The sequence below is a fragment of the Bacillus sp. HY001 genome (assembly GCF_007558965.1).
Classification (GTDB): Bacteria; Bacillota; Bacilli; order Bacillales; family Bacillaceae_G; genus Bacillus_A; species Bacillus_A mobilis.
In genome coordinates, this window is sequence record NZ_VLTE01000097.1 from 42,766 (window position 1) to 65,579 (window position 22,814).

32 protein-coding genes are annotated in these 22,814 nt (G+C 35.5%); 20 read left to right on the forward strand and 12 right to left on the reverse strand.

Annotated elements, in window-relative coordinates; genetic code table 11:
* Window positions 1–115 precede the first annotated feature (115 nt).
* The 4 genes from FOT98_RS27915 (at window position 116) to FOT98_RS27930 (ending at window position 2,788) form a co-directional block, all read left to right on the forward strand.
* Window positions 116–556 (forward strand): DUF86 domain-containing protein, encoded by a 441-nt coding sequence (locus FOT98_RS27915; protein ID WP_061678031.1) that lies wholly within the window; start codon window positions 116–118, stop codon window positions 554–556.
* A gap of 79 nt (window positions 557–635) precedes the next feature.
* Window positions 636–1,268, forward strand: coding sequence for a helix-turn-helix transcriptional regulator (locus FOT98_RS27920; protein WP_063260515.1), 633 nt, complete (start codon window positions 636–638; stop codon window positions 1,266–1,268).
* Window positions 1,269–1,376: 108 nt separating this feature from the next.
* Complete coding sequence (locus tag FOT98_RS27925) at window positions 1,377–2,141, forward strand: TIGR01457 family HAD-type hydrolase (RefSeq protein ID WP_063260516.1); 765 nt, start codon at window positions 1,377–1,379, stop codon at window positions 2,139–2,141.
* Between the two features lie 116 nt (window positions 2,142–2,257).
* Window positions 2,258–2,788, forward strand: coding sequence for a hypothetical protein (locus tag FOT98_RS27930; RefSeq protein ID WP_063260517.1), 531 nt, complete (start codon window positions 2,258–2,260; stop codon window positions 2,786–2,788).
* Between the two features lie 33 nt (window positions 2,789–2,821).
* Here the strand turns inward: FOT98_RS27930 and FOT98_RS27935 are convergent, their stop codons facing one another.
* Entirely contained in the window at window positions 2,822–3,403 is a 582-nt protein-coding gene (locus FOT98_RS27935; RefSeq protein WP_063260518.1) for an NAD(P)H-dependent oxidoreductase, read from the reverse strand.
* Window positions 3,404–4,022: 619 nt separating this feature from the next.
* Here FOT98_RS27935 and FOT98_RS27940 point away from each other — a divergent pair.
* Entirely contained in the window at window positions 4,023–4,502 is a 480-nt protein-coding gene (locus tag FOT98_RS27940; RefSeq protein WP_063260519.1) for a GNAT family N-acetyltransferase, read from the forward strand.
* 20 nt (window positions 4,503–4,522) lie between these two features.
* Here FOT98_RS27940 and FOT98_RS27945 read toward each other — a convergent pair whose 3' ends face one another.
* Window positions 4,523–5,014, reverse strand: coding sequence for a phosphatidylglycerophosphatase A family protein (locus FOT98_RS27945; protein ID WP_000665102.1), 492 nt, complete (start codon window positions 5,012–5,014; stop codon window positions 4,523–4,525).
* A gap of 120 nt (window positions 5,015–5,134) precedes the next feature.
* On the opposite strand from FOT98_RS27945, the gene yutH reads away from it, so the two are divergent.
* Window positions 5,135–6,136 (forward strand): spore coat putative kinase YutH, encoded by a 1,002-nt coding sequence (gene yutH / locus FOT98_RS27950; RefSeq protein WP_063260520.1) that lies wholly within the window; start codon window positions 5,135–5,137, stop codon window positions 6,134–6,136.
* 57 nt (window positions 6,137–6,193) lie between these two features.
* On the opposite strand, the gene FOT98_RS27955 is transcribed toward yutH, so the two are convergent.
* Window positions 6,194–6,409, reverse strand: coding sequence for a hypothetical protein (locus tag FOT98_RS27955; RefSeq protein WP_001137787.1), 216 nt, complete (start codon window positions 6,407–6,409; stop codon window positions 6,194–6,196).
* Window positions 6,410–6,722: 313 nt separating this feature from the next.
* Window positions 6,723–6,959, reverse strand: coding sequence for a NifU family protein (locus FOT98_RS27960; RefSeq protein ID WP_000431158.1), 237 nt, complete (start codon window positions 6,957–6,959; stop codon window positions 6,723–6,725).
* A 195-nt stretch (window positions 6,960–7,154) separates the two neighbouring features.
* Here FOT98_RS27960 and FOT98_RS27965 point away from each other — a divergent pair, with 195 nt between their 5' ends.
* The 7 genes from FOT98_RS27965 (at window position 7,155) to phnA (ending at window position 12,319) form a co-directional block, all read left to right on the forward strand.
* Window positions 7,155–7,463, forward strand: coding sequence for a YuzD family protein (locus FOT98_RS27965; RefSeq protein ID WP_061679584.1), 309 nt, complete (start codon window positions 7,155–7,157; stop codon window positions 7,461–7,463).
* A gap of 52 nt (window positions 7,464–7,515) precedes the next feature.
* Window positions 7,516–8,310 carry a nucleotidyltransferase domain-containing protein gene (locus FOT98_RS27970; protein ID WP_063260552.1) on the forward strand — a complete coding sequence of 265 codons (795 nt, stop codon included), beginning with the start codon at window positions 7,516–7,518 and terminating at the stop codon, window positions 8,308–8,310.
* A gap of 97 nt (window positions 8,311–8,407) precedes the next feature.
* Window positions 8,408–9,085, forward strand: a complete 678-nt coding sequence (locus FOT98_RS27975; RefSeq protein ID WP_063260521.1) for a CPBP family intramembrane glutamic endopeptidase — start codon at window positions 8,408–8,410, stop codon at window positions 9,083–9,085.
* A 113-nt stretch (window positions 9,086–9,198) separates the two neighbouring features.
* Window positions 9,199–9,867 carry a hypothetical protein gene (locus tag FOT98_RS27980; protein WP_063260522.1) on the forward strand — a complete coding sequence of 223 codons (669 nt, stop codon included), beginning with the start codon at window positions 9,199–9,201 and terminating at the stop codon, window positions 9,865–9,867.
* Between the two features lie 360 nt (window positions 9,868–10,227).
* Window positions 10,228–11,022, forward strand: coding sequence for a DUF2628 domain-containing protein (locus FOT98_RS27985; RefSeq protein ID WP_063260523.1), 795 nt, complete (start codon window positions 10,228–10,230; stop codon window positions 11,020–11,022).
* A 74-nt stretch (window positions 11,023–11,096) separates the two neighbouring features.
* Window positions 11,097–11,774 (forward strand): hypothetical protein, encoded by a 678-nt coding sequence (locus tag FOT98_RS27990; protein ID WP_063260553.1) that lies wholly within the window; start codon window positions 11,097–11,099, stop codon window positions 11,772–11,774.
* Window positions 11,775–11,977: 203 nt separating this feature from the next.
* Complete coding sequence (phnA, locus tag FOT98_RS27995) at window positions 11,978–12,319, forward strand: alkylphosphonate utilization operon protein PhnA (protein ID WP_000212737.1); 342 nt, start codon at window positions 11,978–11,980, stop codon at window positions 12,317–12,319.
* Between the two features lie 164 nt (window positions 12,320–12,483).
* Here the strand turns inward: phnA and FOT98_RS28000 are convergent, their stop codons facing one another.
* From FOT98_RS28000 to FOT98_RS28015, 4 genes are all read right to left on the reverse strand, one after another.
* On the reverse strand, window positions 12,484–13,281 hold the full coding sequence (locus FOT98_RS28000; protein WP_063260524.1) for an ABC transporter permease: 798 nt from the start codon (window positions 13,279–13,281) through the stop codon (window positions 12,484–12,486).
* Window positions 13,265–13,924: an ABC transporter ATP-binding protein gene (locus tag FOT98_RS28005; RefSeq protein ID WP_063260525.1), complete on the reverse strand. Its 660-nt coding sequence runs from the start codon at window positions 13,922–13,924 to the stop codon at window positions 13,265–13,267. Before FOT98_RS28005 ends, FOT98_RS28000 begins: the two co-directional genes overlap by 17 nt.
* Window positions 13,925–13,978: 54 nt before the next feature.
* The gene (locus tag FOT98_RS28010; protein WP_063260526.1) at window positions 13,979–14,152 is read right to left on the reverse strand and encodes an aspartyl-phosphate phosphatase Spo0E family protein; all 174 of its coding nucleotides are present in this window, start codon (window positions 14,150–14,152) and stop codon (window positions 13,979–13,981) included.
* Window positions 14,153–14,385: 233 nt separating this feature from the next.
* Window positions 14,386–15,456: an NAD(P)/FAD-dependent oxidoreductase gene (locus FOT98_RS28015; RefSeq protein WP_060488143.1), complete on the reverse strand. Its 1,071-nt coding sequence runs from the start codon at window positions 15,454–15,456 to the stop codon at window positions 14,386–14,388.
* Between the two features lie 350 nt (window positions 15,457–15,806).
* Here FOT98_RS28015 and FOT98_RS28020 point away from each other — a divergent pair, with 350 nt between their 5' ends.
* The 3 genes from FOT98_RS28020 (at window position 15,807) to FOT98_RS28030 (ending at window position 17,551) form a co-directional block, all read left to right on the forward strand.
* Window positions 15,807–16,046, forward strand: a complete 240-nt coding sequence (locus FOT98_RS28020; RefSeq protein ID WP_000595025.1) for a YuzB family protein — start codon at window positions 15,807–15,809, stop codon at window positions 16,044–16,046.
* Window positions 16,047–16,290: 244 nt separating this feature from the next.
* The gene (dapF, locus tag FOT98_RS28025) at window positions 16,291–17,157 is read left to right on the forward strand and encodes a diaminopimelate epimerase (RefSeq protein ID WP_063260527.1); all 867 of its coding nucleotides are present in this window, start codon (window positions 16,291–16,293) and stop codon (window positions 17,155–17,157) included.
* Window positions 17,158–17,197: 40 nt separating this feature from the next.
* Window positions 17,198–17,551, forward strand: coding sequence for a HesB/IscA family protein (locus FOT98_RS28030; protein ID WP_000573830.1), 354 nt, complete (start codon window positions 17,198–17,200; stop codon window positions 17,549–17,551).
* Between the two features lie 145 nt (window positions 17,552–17,696).
* Here the strand turns inward: FOT98_RS28030 and FOT98_RS28035 are convergent, their stop codons facing one another.
* Window positions 17,697–18,260 (reverse strand): GNAT family N-acetyltransferase, encoded by a 564-nt coding sequence (locus FOT98_RS28035; protein WP_063260528.1) that lies wholly within the window; start codon window positions 18,258–18,260, stop codon window positions 17,697–17,699.
* Between the two features lie 160 nt (window positions 18,261–18,420).
* On the opposite strand from FOT98_RS28035, the gene FOT98_RS28040 reads away from it, so the two are divergent.
* From FOT98_RS28040 to FOT98_RS28050, 3 genes are all read left to right on the forward strand, one after another.
* Window positions 18,421–18,609, forward strand: coding sequence for a hypothetical protein (locus tag FOT98_RS28040; RefSeq protein ID WP_063260529.1), 189 nt, complete (start codon window positions 18,421–18,423; stop codon window positions 18,607–18,609).
* A 67-nt stretch (window positions 18,610–18,676) separates the two neighbouring features.
* Window positions 18,677–18,784 (forward strand): methyltransferase, encoded by a 108-nt coding sequence (locus tag FOT98_RS33305; protein ID WP_080467545.1) that lies wholly within the window; start codon window positions 18,677–18,679, stop codon window positions 18,782–18,784.
* Between the two features lie 105 nt (window positions 18,785–18,889).
* Window positions 18,890–19,243 (forward strand): YxeA family protein, encoded by a 354-nt coding sequence (locus tag FOT98_RS28050; protein WP_061679573.1) that lies wholly within the window; start codon window positions 18,890–18,892, stop codon window positions 19,241–19,243.
* 28 nt (window positions 19,244–19,271) lie between these two features.
* Here FOT98_RS28050 and FOT98_RS28055 read toward each other — a convergent pair whose 3' ends face one another.
* Complete coding sequence (locus tag FOT98_RS28055; protein WP_063260530.1) at window positions 19,272–19,733, reverse strand: 2-thiouracil desulfurase family protein; 462 nt, start codon at window positions 19,731–19,733, stop codon at window positions 19,272–19,274.
* Window positions 19,734–19,810: 77 nt separating this feature from the next.
* Here FOT98_RS28055 and FOT98_RS28060 point away from each other — a divergent pair, with 77 nt between their 5' ends.
* Complete coding sequence (locus FOT98_RS28060; protein ID WP_063260531.1) at window positions 19,811–20,692, forward strand: helix-turn-helix domain-containing protein; 882 nt, start codon at window positions 19,811–19,813, stop codon at window positions 20,690–20,692.
* A 17-nt stretch (window positions 20,693–20,709) separates the two neighbouring features.
* Here the strand turns inward: FOT98_RS28060 and FOT98_RS28065 are convergent, their stop codons facing one another.
* Window positions 20,710–21,957, reverse strand: a complete 1,248-nt coding sequence (locus FOT98_RS28065) for an MFS transporter (protein WP_063260532.1) — start codon at window positions 21,955–21,957, stop codon at window positions 20,710–20,712.
* Window positions 21,958–22,132: 175 nt separating this feature from the next.
* On the reverse strand, window positions 22,133–22,612 hold the full coding sequence (locus FOT98_RS28070) for a GyrI-like domain-containing protein (protein ID WP_063260533.1): 480 nt from the start codon (window positions 22,610–22,612) through the stop codon (window positions 22,133–22,135).
* Between the last annotated feature and the right edge of the window lie 202 nt (window positions 22,613–22,814).

A 22,814-nucleotide genomic window follows, 5' to 3' on the forward strand; every position in this document is an offset into this window, starting at 1 on the left:
AATATAACTATAACAAATAACGGAGAAAAGGTGAATTCGAAAAATTGTCGATTTTTTCAGAAGAAAGCGTTACAATTAAAATGTAAATGCTTTAATTTCCAGGTAGGTGACATTCATGTATTTTGTAGACAGAAAGAAAATAGAACAAATGCTAGTATGTTTAGAACGAGCAACAAGTACATTTCAAGAGAAAAAGATATATGAAACCGAGTTTGAATTTTACGCATTAGAACGCATAACTCATCTAATTATTGATAGTGTATTAGATGTAGGGAATGCGATGATTGATGGATTTATTATGCGCGATCCAGGAAGTTATGAAGATATTATCGATATTTTGATGGACGAGCGAGTGATAAGTGCAGAAGAAGGACAAGGCATGAAAGAAGTGATTCTTCTTCGAAAAATGCTTACGCAAGATTATATTCAAATGAATCACGATGAATTATATAAGACGATTCAAAAACATATTGCCGTGGTAGAGAAATACCCAGCAAATATTCGCAGTTATTTAGAGAAGGAATTAGGACCTGTATCTGCATTTGTACCAGAATAATTATGCTTATAAGATCCCCGGGACTATCTTTTGGGGATCTTATATTGTATGTGAGAAAGAAAAGGGAGAAGGTTGAAACATGGGGGAAGCACGTACGACGAAAGATGAAATTGTGCAATTGTTGAAAGTAAAGGGAGAGCATACAGTAGCAGAACTAGCTGACGTTTTAGAGATTACAGAAATGGCGATCCGAAGACATTTAAGTAATCTTGAGAAAGATGGTTTCATTTATTCCAAGATGGTAAGGCAACATGTCGGAAGACCAACTTATTTGTATGGATTAAGCGAAAAGGGAGAAGATACATTCCCGAAGGAGTATAAGCAATTTGCGATTGATATGCTAGAGGATTTAGCTCGGATGGGTGATGAAAAAATACTTCGTCACGTTTTAAAAGAGAGAACGAAGCGAATGGAAGAACAGTTGCAAAAGCGAGTGAGTAATCAAAAGAATTTAGCATATAAAGTGCAAGAGATAGCAGCTATGCAAGAGAAAAATGGTTATATGGTTCAAATAAAGAGAGATGGAGAAAACTCTTTCATAATTGAAAAACAAAATTGTCCGTTAAAGGAAATTGCAGAGAGATTCCCGCAAGTATGTGAAGATGAAAAAGAGATGTATAATCGTTTATTTGCAGGTGCAGATGTAAAGACGTTAGCAAACATGTGTGAGGGCGATTGTAGTTGTTCTTACCAAGTAAAAGAGAAAAAATGAACGTTATGGGGCGCTTTAAGGTAAAGCGTTTTTTTCTTTGGAAAAAGCGGGTAATATAAGAGTGGTATGATAGGTGAGAACGTTAGCATAGAAGGAGAGACATAATCGATGTATAAAGGTTACTTAATTGACTTAGACGGTACGATGTATCGCGGAGAAGAACAAATTGAAGAAGCAAGCGACTTCGTAAAAGCATTAGGAGAGCGCGGCATTCCTTATTTATTCGTTACGAATAACTCAACGCGTAAACCAGAACAGGTGGCAGAAAAACTTGTTCGTTTCGATATTCCAGCGAAAGCAGAGCAAATATTCACAACGAGCATGGCGACTGCGAACTTCATTTATGAACGCAAACAAGACGCAACTGTATATATGATTGGTGAAGAGGGCTTACATGATGCGCTTGTGGAAAAAGGATTTGAACTTGTGGATGAAAATCCTGATTTCGTTGTTGTCGGTTTAGATCGTGACATCACATATGAAAAATTAGCAAAAGCTTGTCTTGCTGTACGTAACGGCGCAACATTTATTTCTACAAATGGAGACATTGCTATTCCGACTGAGCGCGGATTATTACCAGGTAACGGTTCATTAACATCAGTTGTAGCAGTATCAACAGGTGTGGATCCAATCTTTATCGGAAAACCAGAATCAATCATTATGGAACAAGCGTTAAAAGTGCTTGGTATAGGAAAAGATGAAGCATTAATGGTTGGGGATAACTACGATACAGACATTTTGGCGGGAGTAAATGCTGGTATGCATACGCTTCTTGTCCACACTGGAGTCACAACTGTGGAGAAGTTAACAGAATATGAAGTACAACCAACGCAAGTTGTGCATAACTTGACGGAGTGGATTGAGAAGATGTAATGAAATGCAGGTAACCGGAATAGGTTACCTGTTTTTTTATGCATAATTGCATATTCGTTGTTGTTATATAAAATGTAAAATTTATATGTAATGATGCAAAGGGGGAGGGAATAAGAGTGTACTGGATGTCATGTATTATGTTTGTTTTTACATTATGTGTTTTGTTTTTTGTTCTATGGAAGATATATAAAATAAATGAAATGAAAAAAAGTGCGGGAAAACTTATTGCAACATATCCACGAGTGAAGAGACGGTGGATCGCGTTACTTGGGCCAGCATATTTCTTTGGACAATGTATGTATATATATGCTCAGTACGTAAATGACGATATTGATACAGCTGAACAATTTCTTATTCAGTCGGGTAGTTATGTTGTAGCAAGTTGTTTTATGACTTTAATAGCTATCCATCTTATTAAAAGTGTAAAAATATATGAAAAAGGTGTAGTAGACGGATTAAACTTTTATTCATATGAAGAATTAAAAGGCTATAAAACATCGACATGGGAAAATCCAAAAGAAAATATATTTTTATATCGTGGGCGAGAAAAAATGAATGACAATGTGAATTTACTTATTAGACAGGAAGATATGAATGAGTTAGAAAGCATTCTTCAAAGATATATTCCGAAACTAATGATGAAATAAAAAACTCCGGTTTTAACAACCGGAGTTTTTTTATTAGAATGCACGATTCACAACATCTTTAACTTCTTCAAGATATTGTTTACGCACATTATCATCCACAGAAGGAACACTTGTATAGAATGTATGCTCAATTGTTTCAATGCCTGTAAATTCAAAGATACCAACATCTGCTGTTTTCTTCATTGCTTCAAACATACCGCCTGCTGTGTATGCCTCTTTTGTATTTCCCATTGTAGATAATAATAAGCCTTTTTTACCGCTTAATAACTTCTCAATACCATTTTCACCGTAAGCATAAGCGAAGCCGTGGCTAAATACACGGTCAACGTATCCTTTTAAAATAGCAGGAAGCCCCGCCCACCAAACTGGATAAATGAATGTAATGCTATCCGCCCAAGAGATATGCTCTTGCTCTTCTTTAATATCTTCTGGTGTGTTTCCTTGAGAAAATGAGATGAAATCGGAAGCGCCTAATACTGGATTGAAGTTTAATTCGTATAGATCGCGAACGCGTACTTCATGACCTTTTTCTTCTAATTCACTTTTTACTGTTTCTAAAATTGCATGGTTGAAGCTTTCTGTATTTGGGTGTGCATAAACGATTACATGTTTCATTCTTCTTCCTCCTATTTGTGGATATGTGAATAGTTTTTTTATTTATGTAACTATTATGGTTACTTCTGTTATTGAAGTCAAATGATACATATGTATGTATAAAAAGACAGTTAAAAACGTCTTTCTATACCCCGCTCATACAAAGAACAAAGAAAACAAATAAAATGATAACAATACCAATGCCGAAGTTAAATACGAGAGTACTATCCATACTATGGAACCTCCTTATGTGAAAGTAAAAAGCACTCTAGCCAAGAGTGCTTTTTATTTTGAATCTGCTTCAAAACTTTGAGGAAAGGATTCATGCATGTAAAGAGTTACATTATTTTATGTGTTTATATTTTGAAATGAGTAAGTCCTCGTGAGATATAAAAAAAAGACACTCTTTCGAGTGTCTTTCATGATGACAAAATGTGCCAATTGCTTGAGTTTGATAAGGCGCTAATATCCGTTTTAACGCCTTTTCTTTGATCAAGAAGTGTAGCAACAGCGATTCAAATAAAATTGTACCATTTGTTTCATAGGTGTGCGTATGCAATTATGCATATTTCGATTGGAGGGAAATGAGGTTTGAAAAATGAATGATTATATATAGAATATTTGATAAGGGGAGAGAAGGATGGATATACATAAGTTAACGGTAGAAGAAGCAAATGAGATAAATACGTGGACGTATGAGAAACCTTATGATTTGTATAGTTTTTCAGGAGAGGAAGAAGCAATAGAAGAATTAATAGATGGAACATATTATGGTTGTTGTGACGATAATAGGGAGTTTATCGGCTATTTTTGTTTTGGGGAAAATGCACAAGTACCAGGGGGAAGAGATGCTCATTTATATGGTGGAGAAGATGTAATTGATATCGGACTTGGCATGAAGCCAGCGTTAACAGGGAAAGGGCTGGGGAAAATATTTTTTCAAACTGGGATAGCCTTTGCAGCGAAAGAATATAAGCCGAAGACGTTTCGACTTAGTGTAGCGACATTTAATACAAGAGCGATTACGCTATATAAAAATATAGGTTTTCAGCAAGGTCCTATTTTTTTGAGCCGAGGAAGAGAATTTATGATTATGGAATATGAAAGACCGTCAGTATGAAACTGACGGTCTTTCGTATTTTACTCCGAATGATCAGCTCGGTGCGCTAAACGGCTTGAAGCAGCGGCAGCGATTCCACCAACGATATCATCAAGGAATGTGTGCACCTTTCCAGTTGATTTATCATTTAAGTATTCTAAAATACCAGGTTTTAATTTATCGATATATCCAAAGTTCGTGAAACCGATAGAGCCGTACACATTAACGATAGAAAGTGCGATCACTTCATCAATTCCGTATAAGCCTTCATCACGTTTTACGATATCTTGTAACGGCTCACTTAACATTCCTTTTTCAGCAAGAACATCGAGTTCGATACCTGTAATCAGTGCGTTTTGTACTTCACGTTTTGATAATACACGCTCAACGTTATAACGGCATTCTGACATCTCTAAATTTGGATGATATTTTTTTTGAAGAAAATGAACAAGCTCAGCAATATCGTCAATTGTTACACCGCGCTCTTGTAATAGTTGTAATGCTCTTTCTTGTAGTTGATTTGATTCTTTCATGTTTATCACCTTTTTTTCTTTTTAGTATTTGTATACGTTTCTTTGCTTTATCATGTGCATAGGAATGAAAGGCGAGCACAAGCTCATATATATATAGAAAAACCATAGGTGGCGACTGCGATGATTCATCATATTTATGAGCATTATCACATGCATGTTAAAGAATTAATCCCCCTTGGCCCCTATAAAAGCTTTTGGATTCGCAACAAAATTTATGTACTTGTTCCAATTGGAGAAATGGAGGAAGAAGTACTTGTAGAGATGAAAAAGCTCAGTGACTATATGAACCAGCAAGGGGATATAACTGTAGCGACTTTCGTTCCGACTATACACGGCTACTATGTAAGCGAGATAGAAGAACAAAATTACTGCTTATTAAAAGGTATGCGTGCGTTAGAACGACATGCTACATCATTAGGAAGTGAGCTTTCTATATTCCATAAACGAGGCGCATTCTTTCCAGAAGAAATCGAGCAATTAAGTCGCATCGGTGAATGGAAAGCGTTATGGGAAAAAAGGCTCGATCAATTAGAAAAGTTCTGGCAATCACAAGTGATGAATCACCCTACAGACGTATTCGATCAATTGTTTATTGAATCCTTCCCGTATTACTTAGGAGTTGCAGAAAATGCAATTCAATATGTTGTCGATACAGAGATGGATGATACGCCTCAACTAACTGATGCGGCAACAATTTGCCAAGAACGATTCACACCCTTATTATGGCATCAAACGAAGCGCCTCAAACTTCCTTTTGACTGGGTGTATGATCACCCAACTCGAGATATGGCAGAATTAATTCGCTATATGATGATAGAAAAAAAGAAAGACTGGGAGCAAACAATCGTTCAATTTGTTACAGATTACGAACGAAATTATTCGCTATCCTCATTTGGTTGGCGCTTATTATTTGCAAGGCTCCTGTTCCCACTTCACTACTTTGAAACAGTCGAACGATATTACCAAACTGGAAATGAAGAACAAAAAAGCATATATAGAGATCGCTTAGAAGCCATTTTACACGATGTGAACCGCTCTGAGCAATTTATGAAGCACTTTTATGGCTCACTTCGTTTACCAGTTGATAAGTTAGGGATTAAAAAATTAGATTGGCTATCTTAAAATAAAAAAGAGACCGATTGAGGTCTCTTTTTTTATACTACAATTGTATGTAATACATTATGCCCCTACCTGTTGATCTGCACATATATTTAAAATGAATTGATGTTGTTCGATTTTTTCATTTACTTTACTCAATAATTCTTGCTGGATTTCTTTAAATAAAAATTGGTAGCTCGCATTCCACGTTGGTATAACGGATGAAAGATCTAATAAATACTCTTTTTTCTTTTCTAGTTCTTGAATTGTTAAAAAAGTGTTTCCCATTCTTGGCATGTGTCGTCCCCCTATGTTTTTTTCTGTATATGTGTGAACGATTCTATAGTATTAATTATCTCACTTTTTGAGAAGGATTTCCAATTTTGTTTTATGATGTTAAAGGAGAGGTGCTATTTGAATAAAAAAAGAGACCCATTTGGGTCTCTTTCTAGGAAGCGATTCTGAACGAGCCACTTCCGCTTTTAGATTAATATCTAGCTCCAGCGGCTAAAATGTTCGGTGGCTTCGCTTCTTCCGCCGAGGCAAAAAGCGCCTCTATGTCAGAAGCTCCATCCTCCTCACATTTTGAACGAGCCGCTTCCGCTTTTAATTAAAATACTTGTTCTACTTCAATAACGCCTGGTACTTCTTCAAGTAATGCGCGTTCGATACCAGCTTTTAGTGTGATTGTAGAACTTGGGCAGCTTCCGCAAGCACCCATAAGGCGTAATTTTACGATACCTTCTTCAATGTCTACTAATTCAACGTCTCCGCCATCGCGAAGTAAGAATGGACGTAATTTATCTAATACTTCTAATACTTGTTCTTCCATATGTGGGTTTTCCATTTTTATCGACTCCTTTCATCAGTTTTATTATAATCAAGATAGAGGGGAAAATCTATTTTTTCTCTTCTTGTTTTATTGTCGAAATATTTTATCGTGTTTTTTCAGTATAGGGGTAGGGAATAAGTTTGTAAAATGATGTGCTTATGTAATAAGACATCTTAATATGCTGTTGAAACAAGAGGCGGGGGAGAAGAAATGGTTAATGTGCAAGTGTATGGGACGAAAGTAATTTGTGCGAGCTGCGTTGGAATGCCATCTTCAACAGAAACGTTTGAGTGGCTACAAGCGGCGATTGGTCGTAAATATGAAGGACAAGAAAATAAATTTAATTTCGAGTATATTGATTTTCAAGAAAAACAAGAAGATGAGGATAAAAAAGCATTCGCAGAGCGCGTAGTGGAGGAAGATCTATTTTATCCGGTCGTTCTTGTAAATGGAGAAATTGTTGGAGAAGGAAATCCTCGTTTGAAGGATGTTTACGAAGAAATCGAGAAATATTTATAAAACAGGAAGCCTTTGCGAATTTGCGAAGGCTTTTTTTAATGGAGGGATAGATGTGAAAAATGGAGTGAAACATGCTTTACCAACAGAAGTACAACAGTTAATGGAGCGGTACACCGTAGAATTAAAAGAAATTTTTTTGGATGAAAAAATAGTCGGGGTATATATTTACGGCTCCATCGCACTCGGTGCATTTCATGCAGAAACGAGCGATGTTGATTTTGTTACAGTAATAAGTGATTCTGTGAATGAAGCTGAAAAACAGCAACTTGTAGAACTTCATAAGAAACTTAGTGATGGTATGTTAGGTAAAAGAATGGATGGTATGTATATTCCGCTTGCTGATTTAGGGAAATACAATGATGAAATGAATGAGTACGTGTATTGTGCAGATGGTAAAGCAGATATAGGTCATTGGGATATTAATGCGGTCACATGGTGGACATTGAAAAATCAAGGTATTACAGTTACCGGGAAAGAAGCGGAAGATCTTCCGTTTCAAATAAGGTGGGATGATGTAGTCAATACGATGAAATACAACGTAGAACAATACTGGAATGAAAAAGCGAAGCAGCCATATTTATTTTTCGTAGAAGAGTGGGTAGAATCAGCTGTCGTTACGATGGGCCGTATTTTATATACACTGGATCATAAAACAATCGTTTCAAAAGATAGAGGATTGCAATACTTGTTAGAACGTTCAGGGGAAGAATGGGAGATTTTATTAAAAGAAGTAGCGAGGATACGGCAGAATCCAAAAGAAAAGCGAATGCTCTCAAGATGGAGAAGAGCAGATATGACGAGGAAGTACTTACTGCATTTAATTGAAACATGTAGAGAGAAATGGTAGGAGAAAAACAGACGATACATTAGGTTGTATCGTCTGTTTTTCTGTTGAAATTGGTATATAATGGTTTAAAAGGTTTAATTATACTGGAGGGGGTAGGGTGAATACAGAATTAGCTTCTTATGAAGAAAAGAATGTAGTAATGAGTATGCGCGAAGTAATTAGCATGATAATAATTATTTTTGGGGTCATGCATGGAATTGGTTTTTTAAACATTACATATGACTCTTCCTTATATCCATGGTATGTAGATCATCTTATTCCGCCTTTAACATTTCTTACTATTATTTTAATATACTCACCAGCAAGAAATTATTGTGTGCAGTTAGTAAAATCAATACAGTTCAATAATTTTAAACATTATGTAACGATAGTAATGACGATGATCGTACTGCTTATATATCTTGCGGTATTAAATTTAGTTTTACCACATGGACTTCGTGTGGATGAATCTAATATAGTAATAGAGCCTACTAAAAGTGAAATCATTTTATACGTAGTTGTACTCACGATTTTTGCACCGATTTGGGAAGAGCTTGTATTCCGAGGTATGTTTTTTATGAAATTATCTCAGCGCTTTTCTACACTTAGTAGTGCCGTTATAAGTGCTTCTATATTTACTTTAGGTCATCCCCTTACGGTAGGGAGTGTTTTATATATTTTTGGTATGGGTGTATGTTTAGCCTACACATATAAAAAAACAAATAATTTACTCGTTCCAATTGGAATTCATGTATTAAACAATTCATTTTATTTATTGGTGAATTTCCAGCTATAAAAAGACGCCTTTTTGAAAAGGGCGTCTTTCTTATTTTGTAGTAGGTAGAAAAGGCTTTACAAGTATTATGTAGAGGAAAGATAATAGAAAAAATATGTGTATGGGGGAAGATGATGAGTAAATATAAATTACATATAAATAAAGAACAACTATGGAAAGGGTGCATCTTAAAGTCGATTGCCCATGCAATTAATGTAGCGCATTGTCCAGATTTCTCACATGAAAGTTCATGGGACGGATTTAACTATAGTATGCAAGATACTCAAGGCGGACAAGGGACAATTACGTTTCATCCGAATTACACGATCGTATGTCTGCAGGATGTGAATAGTGAAAGAATTGATGAATGGATTGATGCGGCAAATTATTTTGAAGGGGCACCTTCGGAAGTGATAGACATTGCGAAAGAAGAAGCACTTCAATACGTATTAGAAGAAGTAGAAGGCGAAACAGTTCCTTTTATTACAACTGCATTTTGGATTGAGGATAGTGGTGCGTATTCAATTGATTCATTTGAAGAGATGGAAGAGCATGGCGGATTCTTATTAGAAATTCCGCTACTTGATCTGCAATCAGCAATAGAAAGATTAGAAGAAGAATATGAGCTGACAGAAGAGCAAATAGAGCTTTTACAACTCGTGTATGAGAGAAAAATCAAAAATCCAAACGAGGAAATTATGTTATCTAAAGAAGAAGTAGTGATGATCGGAACGGATGATAGTGAAGGATTGGAAGTTAGTAAGGAGTCGTTTGAAGAGATGAATATTACTTGGGCGTTGTAGGGGGATATAAAAAGTGTGATAAAGGTCTAGCGGGAAGTGCAATTATATTGTGTTTCCTACTAGCTTTTTATATGGGATCGATGTTTGTAGCAAATCGAAAATGATAGCAAGATAATAAGAAATATAGATAGTTTCATGTGAAACATTTTTAGTATTAAATATATAAAAAGTTTAACTTAGTGTATTAAACCTATCATTCATAAGTATTCTAATATATTTAAAAGTAAAATGGAATAATAAACGGATAATTGTCGGAATATATTCGATTTCTGTTCAATTTTATGAAATATATGTACTTTTTGTTAGAATCCTTCTTTTTCTTTCTATAAAATACATGTATATAGAAAGAAGAAAAGGATGATGTACGTGAAGGACACTGTTTTACAAGAAACAATTTCTCCGCAACAGTTACATACAGTCGTTCAAAAGAATACGGCGTATTATGACTTTAAGTGGGGCAAAGTAGAAAATCCAGCGCAAGGGAATACGTGGAATTGGGTAGCCTTTTTCTTCCCACCTTTTTGGTTAGCTTATCGTAAAATGTATAAGTTGTTTATTATACTTATGTTATTCTCGGTTCCTAGTATACTTATACCGCCTTTTATAGACATTCCCGATGGGATTTTTTTATCAATTGGTTTAGTTTTTCAATTAGGAATGATGATATTTACTGGATGGCAAGGAAACCGTTTATATTATAAGCACGCTGTCCGTATTTTACATAAGGGAGAAAATATGCCTGATCATGAGAAGGCGTATTACTTACAATCAAAGGGTGGCGCTAGTTTTGCTGGCATGATTGGTTTACAAGTTATAGTGACGATAGTATTTGGTGGAGCTATGTTTGGACTTTCCCTTTTACCAACTGAGCCGAACATTAAAAATGTTGTTCGTTCAAGTGATGAAGGTTTTACTTTAGAGATTATGACGGATAATCCAACGTGGAAGCTTGTAAAGAAAGAAAAAGATTATGATGTAGTAGAATTTACTGGTTATGATTATACAGAGAAGAAAAATGTGAAAATAAAATTTGCTGTTTATTTCGATGAAGATTATTTCGAGTGGCAAGAGGTATATGAGAATAATAAGAAGTTAAGTGAAGAAGAGTTAGAAGAGTATCAATTTTACATTGAAGAGAATGGTTGGGGGTTCTAGTGAGAACTCGTTCATTTTGGAAAGAAGAATCTTGTGAAGGTTCTTCATTTTATATGTTAGGAGGGAAAGGTCGTATGATGGATGTTTATTTTTATGATTGGGCTAAGAAACGTCCTAAAAAACATTATAATCGATTACATGAAATGAGAATTTTTGAATTGATTTTCTCAAAGGAATTAAGTAGGGTGAATCTTGGATTAGGAACTGTAGAACATATAGATATATATTGCCTAGCAAACCCTAATAAAGATATTTCTTATGAACTACATGAGACACTGGGAGAAATTTGTATATTCGTACCTTATGATTATATGCAATTTTTAAATTTGGAATCAGTTGAGGAGAAGTATAAGCATTTTTGTGAGTTGGTTTACCTCTATGTCGTACCAGCTATTGAAAAATATTCAAATCTATCATTAGAAACGATTAAAGAGTATGTGAATGAAGCGCTTCAAGAAATAGAGAAAGAGAATTATGAGATTGTGTTTTTAGTGGATAAAACACCGAAGAAGAGCCCAAGCCGAAAGAAAACAGCTATATTAAAAGGAATTCACCGTTCGGAAGGATTTCAGCTAATGTGTGAAGTGTATAATGATAAAGGGCTAAGAGTGGTAAATAAATTGCTCGTAGAAGAAGTAGGGAATGAAGTAGTCTATTCTAGATTTTTAGGCAAACTAAAATGGGAAAATGAGCACTTAATAGTAGTGAAATCTAAGACGAGCAGTTGGATGGAAGAAGTACATGTCGAATAAGCGAATTAACGAAAAAGGTGAACATAAAACACCATACGAATTGAAATTTTGTAAAATACAATAAAAAATGAGAATTTGAGGTAGGCTTGTCAATAACGTAAGACTGTGGCACTATAAAGAAATGCTGTACAAATTTTATTTATCGAGATGTAAACATCAATTTTGATTTTTACGTATAAATAATGAACGGAGGAAATGAATTTATGGCTACTTTACCAAATTGTCCAAAATGTAATTCAGAATATACGTATGAGGATGGCGTTCTTTTCGTATGTCCAGAATGTGCCCATGAGTGGGGCCAAGAAGCAGAAGCTGAAAATAATGATGGTGCAAAAGTTGTAAAAGATGCGAACGGAAACGTTCTTCAAGACGGCGATGCTGTTACTGTTATTAAAGATTTAAAAGTAAAAGGGACTTCTTCAGTTGTGAAGATCGGTACGAAAGTAAAGAGTATCCGTCTAGTTGATGGCGATCACGATATTGATTGCAAAATCGACGGTTTCGGAGCTATGAAGTTAAAATCACAATTCGTTAAGAAGGCGTAAGTAATAAAAAAGAGGAGGCGATTAGCCTCCTTTTTTTTATTGTCATTTTTTGTCGGTAAGTCGATATTCCTTGTCGAATCGTCGATATATTTCAAAAATCGTTGATATATTTTGAGTTACGATAGATATATTCGAAAAATCGTCGATATAATTTCATTTACCATTTACCGTGCACTATAATCAATCTCTTTCAACTGACACCGCTTATTAAAGAATGTTTTATATCCAAGCTGTAAAAAGATAATAACAGCAAAGGCAGTACTTCCTGAAATACCGAGTATGATAGCAATTTGATATTGAATAGCTGTAAATGGTGATACACCAGATAAGATTTGCCCTGTCATCATGCCTGGTAAGCTTATAATTCCCATTCCGACCATAGAGTTGATCGTTGGTAAAATAGCAGAGTCAAAAGCGTCACGGATGAGCGGAGCAATGGCTTCTTTCGGTGCTGCTCCGAGCATAAGGGCACCTTCAATTTGACCTCTTTGCGATTTCATGTTGTTTAAGAACGTATTGGCACCTAGAGAAACGCCTGTCATTGCGTTCCCAACTAACATTCCTGTAATCGGAACGATGTATTGCGGCGCATACCAAGGGTCGTGACCGATAATAACAAAGATAAATAGTAGAAGTGGCCCAATCGATCCGGCAACCATGGAAAGAGCGGCTACTCGTTTTAAGTCTTTTGACATTGGGATGTTAACTCGTTTATAAATATTAAAAATGGCAAAGGTAGTAATAGAAGTAATGAGAGCAATTGTATAAAATGGATTACTATTTTCAAATACGTATGTAAGGACATATGCAACAAGTACGAGCTGAATCGTCATACGGAATGTTGCGAGCGCAATTTGTTTCTCACGCGGAATCCCTTTTAATTTTACAAGTCCAATTAATATAAGAATAAAAATATATGCAGCGGCAAGTTGCCAAATTTGGAGTTCAATAACGCCCTTCAACTGAGAGCACTTCCTTTCTAGTTGCACCGTTTGCTTTACTAATCTCAATAATATCGTCTGCAATTTCTTCTGGAAGTTGTTGTGAGTGTGTGATGAAGATAACTGTTTTTTTCTTTTCTTTTGCTAGTATAGTAAATTGTTTCATAACGCGGCGTTCTGTATCGCTATCTAGCGCCGATGTTGGTTCATCTAATAAATAAACAGGTGGATCCATAAGTACGATACGTGCAAAAGCAAGTCGTTGTTTTTCCCCGCCTGATAATGAATCGGCATTGTCTTCTAAATTTTTTTCTAAGCTAACAGTCGTTAATGCGCTTCGCAGAGCATTATCATTTGGAAATGGTTTTTCAGAAAGACGAAGTCCCATTAATAGATTGTCTTTAATCGTTCCATCAAAAATAGGTGGCGTTTGTCCAAGCATGATTACATCACGTCGTAATTGAATAGGGGGATAGTCAGAAATTAATTTTCCGTTATATTCAATTGTACCAGAGGTTGGTGATTGCAAATCATTTAGCATACGAAGCAATGTACTTTTTCCGCTCCCACTCTCACCGATAATACATGTGATTTTTTCTTTTTGAATCTGTAAATAAGGAATGTGTAGTATATCTTTGTATGTAACGTCTTTTAATATAAACATAGATGGCTCCTTTCTGATTCTAGTTATATCGTATCAAAAAAGGGAGGATAACGGTTATAAAGAGCAACGTTTTTTCTTCGTCTTAAGTTCTATTAATAAGTTAAGTAAACGATCTAATTCTTGGCTGAAAGAAATCACTTTATCATGAGTGAATCCATACTTTTCAACGAGATAGATCAATTCTTTCTTCTTCGCTTCTATTCGATCGTTTAGTTTCGTTACGTTCATAAGTGAAATGGAATGCCTCCTGTAAAAGTATTTACAACACAAAAAATAAGACCGAATGACTTCGGTCTTAAAGGAAATAAAACAACTTATAAATAGCATACACTGTTTATCAATAGTTTTTAATATAAAAATGAAAAATAAATCATTATTCATATTGAGAAAGATGTGTCTGATAATTATATTGTAACGAATAAAAGAGGCTGCCTGCTTAGTAGTAGACAGCCTGTAAAGTATTAACCCTTATGATACTTGTACATCCAAAGAAGACCGGATTTTAATAATCTCGGTACACGTCCCATTAATGGTTGGTTTGCTAGTAAACCGAAGCCGTGCTTCTTCCCAAGAGAACCGAGAACACCTTTTAATTTAATAACAGGTAGTTCGTCAGGAAGTGGTTCATTATTCCAACGTTTTAATAATATTTGGACAATTTGTTCTCCTTGACCTTCAGCAAGTTGGGCAGATGGAGCGTGCGGAAGTGCTGCACAATCTCCTACAACATACACGTGCTCATTATTTGGAATATTGTGATATTTTGTTAAAACAACCCGTCCGCTACCATCTTGTTCAACTGGAAGGTTTCGAACAACTTCATTTGCTTGAATACCAGCTGTCCAGACAATTGCATCACATTCAAGTGGTTCATCGTGGTTGTACACAATGTTTGGTTCTACTTTTGTAATGTTAGAGTTTCGTATAATAGTAACTTTATGTTTTACGAACCATTCTTCTACATATCTACTTAGTTTCTCTGGATATGGGAATAGAATCCTATCTTTTCGATCAAATAAGTGAATTTTTAAATCAGAACGGCTTTCGCGAAGTTCACTTGCAACTTCAACGCCACTTAATCCAGCACCAACGACAGCTACTGTTGCATTTGGTTCTAGACTATTTAATTGTTCATATGTCTTACGAGTTTGTTCAATCGATTGTAGGCTATGTGTATATTCCTTCGCCCCAGGAACGTTATGATATTTATCTTCACAGCCAAGACCGATAATTAAATCATCATATTGGATCGCTTCGCCGCCATCGAGGTGGACAGCTTTTTCTTCGAGATCAATATTTGTTATTGTGCCGTATTGAATATTGAGGCGTGGATGCTCGGGAAACGGTATACGAATATGCGTTTCTGAAATAGTACCCGCAACTAATGCATAATATTCAGTTTTGAAGCAATGATATGGTACTTTGTCGATTAATGTCACTTGTACATCATCTGGAAGTTGGTTGCTTGGAAGTAGCCGCTGCAGAATTCTCATTCCACCGTAGCCGCCACCTAGTATTACGAGGTGTTTCATGATGGATTACCCCTTTTCTGTTGAAATATCCCCTAATCATACAATTTTATATTAATAAAATATTTTGACTTTACTCAATCAAATTATATCGAATTTGTGAACAAATAACAATGCATGAATGAATACTCTGTTGTACAATAAGAAGAAAAGTAAAGTAAACTGTTTTGCCTTTTTAGTTACCATTTCATTGTAAGTATCATGTTATATAAAATAAAACCATCTACTTTGAAGTGAAATAGTGAAGTAACTAAATAGTTTAGAATGTATAACGAAAACAACAAGAGACAGCTTAGTTTTCTTCTTATAGATAGTCAGAAGGTAATTTGTTTTGTAGTACAGGGGGGAGAATTTTGATTAAACCATTAATTGAATTTTGTGTAGGTAACCTTGCGAGTGGTTCACAAGCAGCTTTAGAGAAATTAGAAAAAGATCCGAATTTAGATGTAATGGAGTATGGTTGTTTAGGATATTGTGGCATTTGTTTTGAGGGGCCATTTGCACTTGTAAATGGCGAAGTCGTACAAGGTGCTACAGTAGAAGAACTAGTCAATAATGTATATGATTATTTGGATGAAAATCCAATGTTTTAAGGTGTTGCAATTGGCAGCACCCTTTTCTTTTTCTATTAGATAAAATTTTGTTTCGCAGGGGAGGATAATACTGAATATAAATAAAAAAAGGCCCTTTTAGAAGGGCTTTTTTCTTACACAATTTGTGCAAGAAAGGCTCATCGCCAAATGTTGTCAAATATGAGAAACGGGGGACATTCATATTGTGTTCTAAAAGCGTGCATTTTATACTTAAAATAACAAACTATTTTTGGAGTGAATACAAATGAGCCAATTTTCTTTTACAAAAATGCATGGTCTTGGCAATAGTTATATATATGTAAATATGTTTGAAGAACAAATTCCTGAAGAAGATTTAGCTCTTGTGGCGGAAAAGGTTTCAAATATTAATACTGGTATTGGAGCAGATGGAATGATTTTAATTTGTCCATCCGACGTAGCTCCGGTGAAAATGCGCATGTTTAATAATGATGGATCAGAAGGAAAAAGTTGTGGTAACGGTTTACGCTGCGTAGCGAAATATGCGTATGAGCATAAACTAGTAGAAGAAACAGTTTTCACAATTGAAACGTTAGCTGGTATTGTAACGGCGGAAGTAACGGTAGAAGAAGGGAAAGTTACGTTAGCGAAAATCGATATGGGAGCACCGCGTTTAACGCGTGAAGAAATACCGATGCTTGGTGAAGGTGAAACGCCATTTATTCGTGAAAACTTCTTATACAATAATCATCGTTATGCATTTACAGCTGTTTCAATGGGGAATCCGCATGCGGTTATTTTTGTGGATGATGTAGAACAAGCACCTCTTACAACACTTGGGCCAGTCCTTGAGACACATGAAATGTTTCCAGAGCGAGTAAATGTTGAATTCATCGAGATTTTGAATGAGGAAGAGATGAACTTCCGCGTTTGGGAACGAGGATCTGGTGTAACACAAGCTTGCGGAACAGGGGCGTGTGCTGCGGTTGTAGCCTCTATTTTAAATGGAAAGATGGAACGTGGTAAGGAAATTACAGTCCATTTAGCTGGTGGCGATTTAATGATTGCATGGACAGAAGAAGGCAATGTGTTAATGAAAGGACCAGCGGAAGTAATTTGCCGCGGAGTGTATCAGTACAAGATAGAAGCGTAAAGATGTATAATAGAATGAGAACAGAAAGGATGTGTATTTCATGATTGAAGTAACAGAACAAGCAGCTTTTCAAATTAAAGATATGTTAAAAGATGCTGAAGATGGAGAGAAGTACGTGCGCCTTGCTGTACATGGCGGCGGATGTACTGGCCTTTCTTACGGCTTAGGATTTGAAGTAGAACCAAAAGAAGACGACACAGTTCTTGAATTTTTCGGTGTTGAATTTGTTATCGATACAGAAAGTGCTCCAATTGTTAAAGGAGTAAAAATTGATTATAAACAATCTATGCTTGGCGGCGGATTCACAATCGACAATCCAAACGCAATCGCATCATGCGGATGTGGATCATCTTTCCGTACAGCGACGAATGCTGGTAAGCCAGAAGAGTGCTAAGTTTTTAGCAGAAATAGAAAAAGACCTTTTTAGCGATGAAATAAAATCGTTAAGGAGGTCTTTTCTTTTGTTGTAAAAAGCAAAAACGTCGCCTTCCCAATTTAGAAAACGACTTTAAGATATGTTACATAACGAATGTTAAAATCTAATTGATCTTTGCATAGATGCAAGTATCAGTTAGTTGTTTGCCGTCAGCTGTAAGATCTTCATTACGTAATATCCCTTCAAGCTCAAAACCTAATTTTTCAGGAATCGCACGACTTTTCGTGTTATTACGTTCACATCGTATTTCAATCCTTCTAAATTTGAATAACTGAAATCCAAGGTTTATTAACGTATTTACTACTTCTGTCATATATCTATTTCCACTAAATTGGGTGTTAATCCAGTATCCAATTTCACATTTAGAAACCTTCCAATCAATTCCATGAAGGCTAGCAGTTCCAATAAAATCATTCGTCTCCTTGTGGTAGATAAGATAGCGAAAGCTTTCTCTTTTCAAAAAATCTATATGCGCATTTCTTAGGAGAATTTCCGTTTCTTCAACAGTAGGAATTGACTGGAATAAAAGCAGCCATTGTTTTAATTCATTAATGGAATCTTTAATAGCTTCATGTACTATAGCCCCTTCACCAGCTTGAAGTGGTGCCCGAAGAATAAGTCTATCTGTTTCTATTTGTAACGGAACATTTAATAAAATAGGATTCATATTATTTCTCCTCTCAAAAGCTAGAAAACACTAAATATATATTCAATTCATCACTTAGAAATCCTTTTTCATCTATTGACTTCTAATTTCTTTATCATTTATTTGATCTTCAAGTTCTCTGTTTTCCAGTTATAATTGAAGGATAGAAAGAGGGGGATATATGCTGGAAGATATTTTTGAATTTATATTGAAGTACGTTATAGGTTCTATTTTTAGAATTATAAGATACCTTGTGATAGATATTATAATAGAATGCATAATAGAAGGTGTAATCAACGGTATAAGGAAATTACTTGATAAAATCCGTGATAAGTGGCGAAACTGGCGTGAAAGACGTTATTGGCGGTAATAGGTACATAAAAAATTAGCAGTAAAGAGATAGAGGATAAAAAAGCCTTAAGGGAAATGATTAATACATTTCCCTTAAGGCTTTTTATAACGAAGTAGTAGCAACGCATCCAAGTTTAGAATCCGTACTGATTCCAATTGGTGACGGAATGACGGTTTCTAAAGTAAAGAAATAATTATTATCTTACAAAAGTGTAATGTTCATGTCATGTTTTTGAATTTCTTCTTTAAAGCTCAGGCTTTAAGATAACAATATAAGAAAAACACATGAGGTGAAGGAAATGAAAAGATATATTGCACTTTTTAGTATTTTAGTTGTATTTGCAAGCCTATTAGTTGGCTGTGATTTAAATCGTATGGGTAAAGACGAGTATTACGTTCAAATTACAGTAGATGGAAAAGAGTATAATGGTAAAGCTGATAATGGTCAGCCTTATAAAGATTACGAATATAAACTAACTGGTTTTGATAAAGACGGAAAAGAAAAAGAATTAGAATTTACTGCACAAAAAAACTTACGTAAAGATGCATTCTTACGTGTATATCACTCAGATAAAAAAGGTGTATCAGCTTGGGAAGAAGTAAAGAAAGATGAGCTTCCTGCGAAAGTGAAAGAAAAGCTAGGTGCAAAATAAGAAAGAAAAAAGGAATTGACGAACAGGGTCAATTCCTTTTTATATTCTCAAAATCCTCTTCCGAAATGACTTTCAATCCATGTTTTTTGAATAAAGCAGTTGTGACTCCGTAACCAGTTTGTTTATTCCCGTTAAATTCTCCAGTGTAAATCGTAGAACTACCACAAGATGGACTGCGTTCCTTTAAAATAATATATTCTGGATGTAAATTCTTAATTTGTTCTAGAGCTTTATAAGCACCGCTCACGAAAGCTTCTGTAACATCTTCACCGTCTTTTGTCATCACTTTCGCTTTTCCATCTAAAACATCATCACCATTCCCGCCAATAATTTCAGCTGAAGGACGAGGTGTTGGTAATCCTCCTAATACTTCAGGACAAATGAGGACCGTATCTTCTTGTTGCAGCAAATCTTCTATTTTTGAAACGAGATTGTCATTTCCATCATACCGACAAGCGATACCACCTAAACAAGCACTTATTACGATCATATTGTCACCTCCAAAAAAATTTTAAATATCACGCCAATTTTTCTTCCAGACTCTTACCTATAAATGAGGTGATGAAAATGGGAAGCTTATATAACTTAATGAAACCATACAGTGAATTTCGAAGTAAAGAAGAGTTTAATACATATCAAAAGCAAGTTTTGAAGTGCTATCGATTCCAATTAAATAAGACGGATGCTACCATCATTTATTTTTTAGGAAAGTATGCAGTGAATGAGAAACAGAAAACAGTGGGAGTTGCTTGTCCGTTAATGGAGACGATTGCGACGAATGTTGGAAAGAGTATTCGTACAGTACGCCGCTCAATTGCAAAGTTAGAGGAACTAGGCATTATAAAGCGTGTTGCAACAAAAGAAAGACATAGGCGCGGTGGATATAGTGCGAACTTATATGTATTTCTTACATCTGCAATTGACCGCATGGATGACCGTATGAAAATGTCCGCATGTGAAAGTGAGGATTATGCAGCTGGCTGTAGTAAAAATGAGCAAAAATATGAGGGGGAAACAATTCTTTCTAAAAACATTCCACAAATAAAAGAGAATAGAAAAGAAACGTACGAGCTTGATGAGACGTATTGCCGCCATGATATACCGAAGCCTTTTATATACGCGCTTGTGCCGATGACGCGTAATCCGAAGAAGATTAATATATTTTGGAGTAAGGTGGAACTTGCGTATAAAAAGAGCGGGTTACTAGAGCAAGGTGTGTTACTGGAGCAAATATTAGCCGATGGAGAAGTGTATGGAAACTTTATTTGGCGAGTAAAGAGTGTTGTAAGAGCGTATAAATACGGGGAGATCCGTAAAAATGTTAAGGCGCTTTTATATAGTACGGTGCGGGATCTATTTTTAGAGGTTGGACTAGAATGGGGAGCAGCTGTGAGAAGAAGTAAGGGGATACCGTTATTTGATCCGTTTAAAAAGGAGCCATGCGTATAACACATGACTCCAAGTCGTTAATCAAACTTTCTTACAACTGGAACACGAATCGCTACAAATAGTACGAAGACGATAACGGCGATAGCACCGCTTTTCATAACGGTTACGATTGGAATTCCTATTGCAAGTGCGATTGATGTGAATGCATAAGAAAGCGGGATAAAGCCCATTGATGATAGCATAAGTAGACTCATTACGCGTCCCATCATTTCTTCTTTTACTGTCGATTGAATCATCGCCATAAGCGGAACGATAGCCATTGCGATTGTAATACCGTAAAACATGCCAGCTAATAATGCTTGCCAAAGTACGGTGCTAAAGTTAATGGATAAGAAGAATACACCAGACAGTAGCATCATGATAATGCAAAATAGACCACGTCTACGATTAATATTTTTTAAACCGACAATGACGGCGCCTATTGCCATTCCGCCTCCTACAGACGCTTCTAAGTAACTAAACTGAAGTGAATCACCGTGCAGAACATTTTTAACGAAAAGCGGGAAACCGACTTGCATCGGACCAATTAAAAATAAGTTTAAAAAGGCGCTACAAAGAAGGAAAGTTGAAAGGAATGGTGATTCCTTTACGTATAAAATTCCTTCTTTAATAGAAGTGAACATGCCTTTGTCTGTATTTTCCTGCTCTGGCATCGTAAATTGTATTTTTTGAACGAGTATGGCTGCGACGATCAGTAATAAAATCGTAATCGAAAAAATCGTTTCATAGTTCGTAAATTTGATAAGAATGCCGCCAAGTACAGGGCCTAAGATGACCGATGCTTGGTTTGTCATTTGTGTAAGTGAGTTTGCTTGTGTTAAACGGCTTTTTTCTACAAGTTCAGGTAAGATAGATCCATCAGCTGACCAGAAAAAAGCATCAGCAAGCCCAAAGAATAAAGCGAATAAAGCAAATGTATATAGTGTTACATCACCTACGATGAACCATGTAAGAATGGTCGCGACGAGAATAGCACGAATAATATTAGAGTAAAACATAATGTTTTTTTTCGGGAATTTATCAGCTACAGCGCCGCCGATAATCATAAAAATAAGCCTTGGAACACTAAGAGCGACGAAAACAACACCGAGTGAAGCCTCAAGGTTTAATGTTTTTGCTATGTACCACGTTTGTGAAAAAGTAAAAAAGGCTAAAGCAAAGCTTGAAAAGAGAGTAGCTGCCCAAAGAAAAAGGAAATTCGTATTTTTTAATAATGGTTTTCCGCTTCCTTTTAAAGCAGATTTATTTTGTTGTAGTTCCTCCATATTGCTTCCTTTCTATGTGACAAATTTAAACTAAAAAACCTGTTAACAATCACTTTATACAGTTTCTAATATTTCTATACTGCACTTTCCCATTGTAGACAATAATGTGGAATTTGCACAGTGGCTATTTAACGACAAAAAAGAAGATACCAAATGGTATCTTCTTTTTTGTCGTTTAGGCTAATGCAATATAAATATCTAATTGTACGTTGTTTGGATCTGTTGCTTTTTCATTATAAAGCTCAAAGTCTGTTGTAAAAGCACGTTTGTTTTCTTTTGACCATTTCCAAATAGATTCCCAGGCCTCGCAAACGACTTCAGCAACTGGTCCCTTTCTCGTTGTAAATACCGCATATGTAGTGGCAGGTATTGTTACAGTTGTCATATTTTCAGGTACGTCTTCTAATGAAGAAACGGGCATGCCGATTGTAAATTGATATGTACCAGTTTCATCTGATTCATAATTTGAGTAGAAAGCAAATGTTTCTTTCGTTTGTTGATTTGGGATGTTATGCATCATTTGTTCTTGGAAGTATTGGTTCCAAAGCCCTGGAATTTTACCTTCAGTAGATGCCTCTATTTCATTTGTCGTCGTAATCGAAACGCCGATTGCTTGGAAAGCTTCTTTTTTTACGATAATAGGTTCGTTTATCATTAAAAATTCCTCCTCTCAAATTAGAACGTTTGTTCTCTTTTTAATATAACATATTTTTACATGTATCGGTTACTATTTTTCAGGAATTTAAATAATAATTAATGAACTAAAATAAGTAAAAAATGGTAAACTTCCTATTGCTTGTATAAATAGATTAGGGAGTATGTTAAGATTTTTATGTATCCTTTAACTGTTATATAAA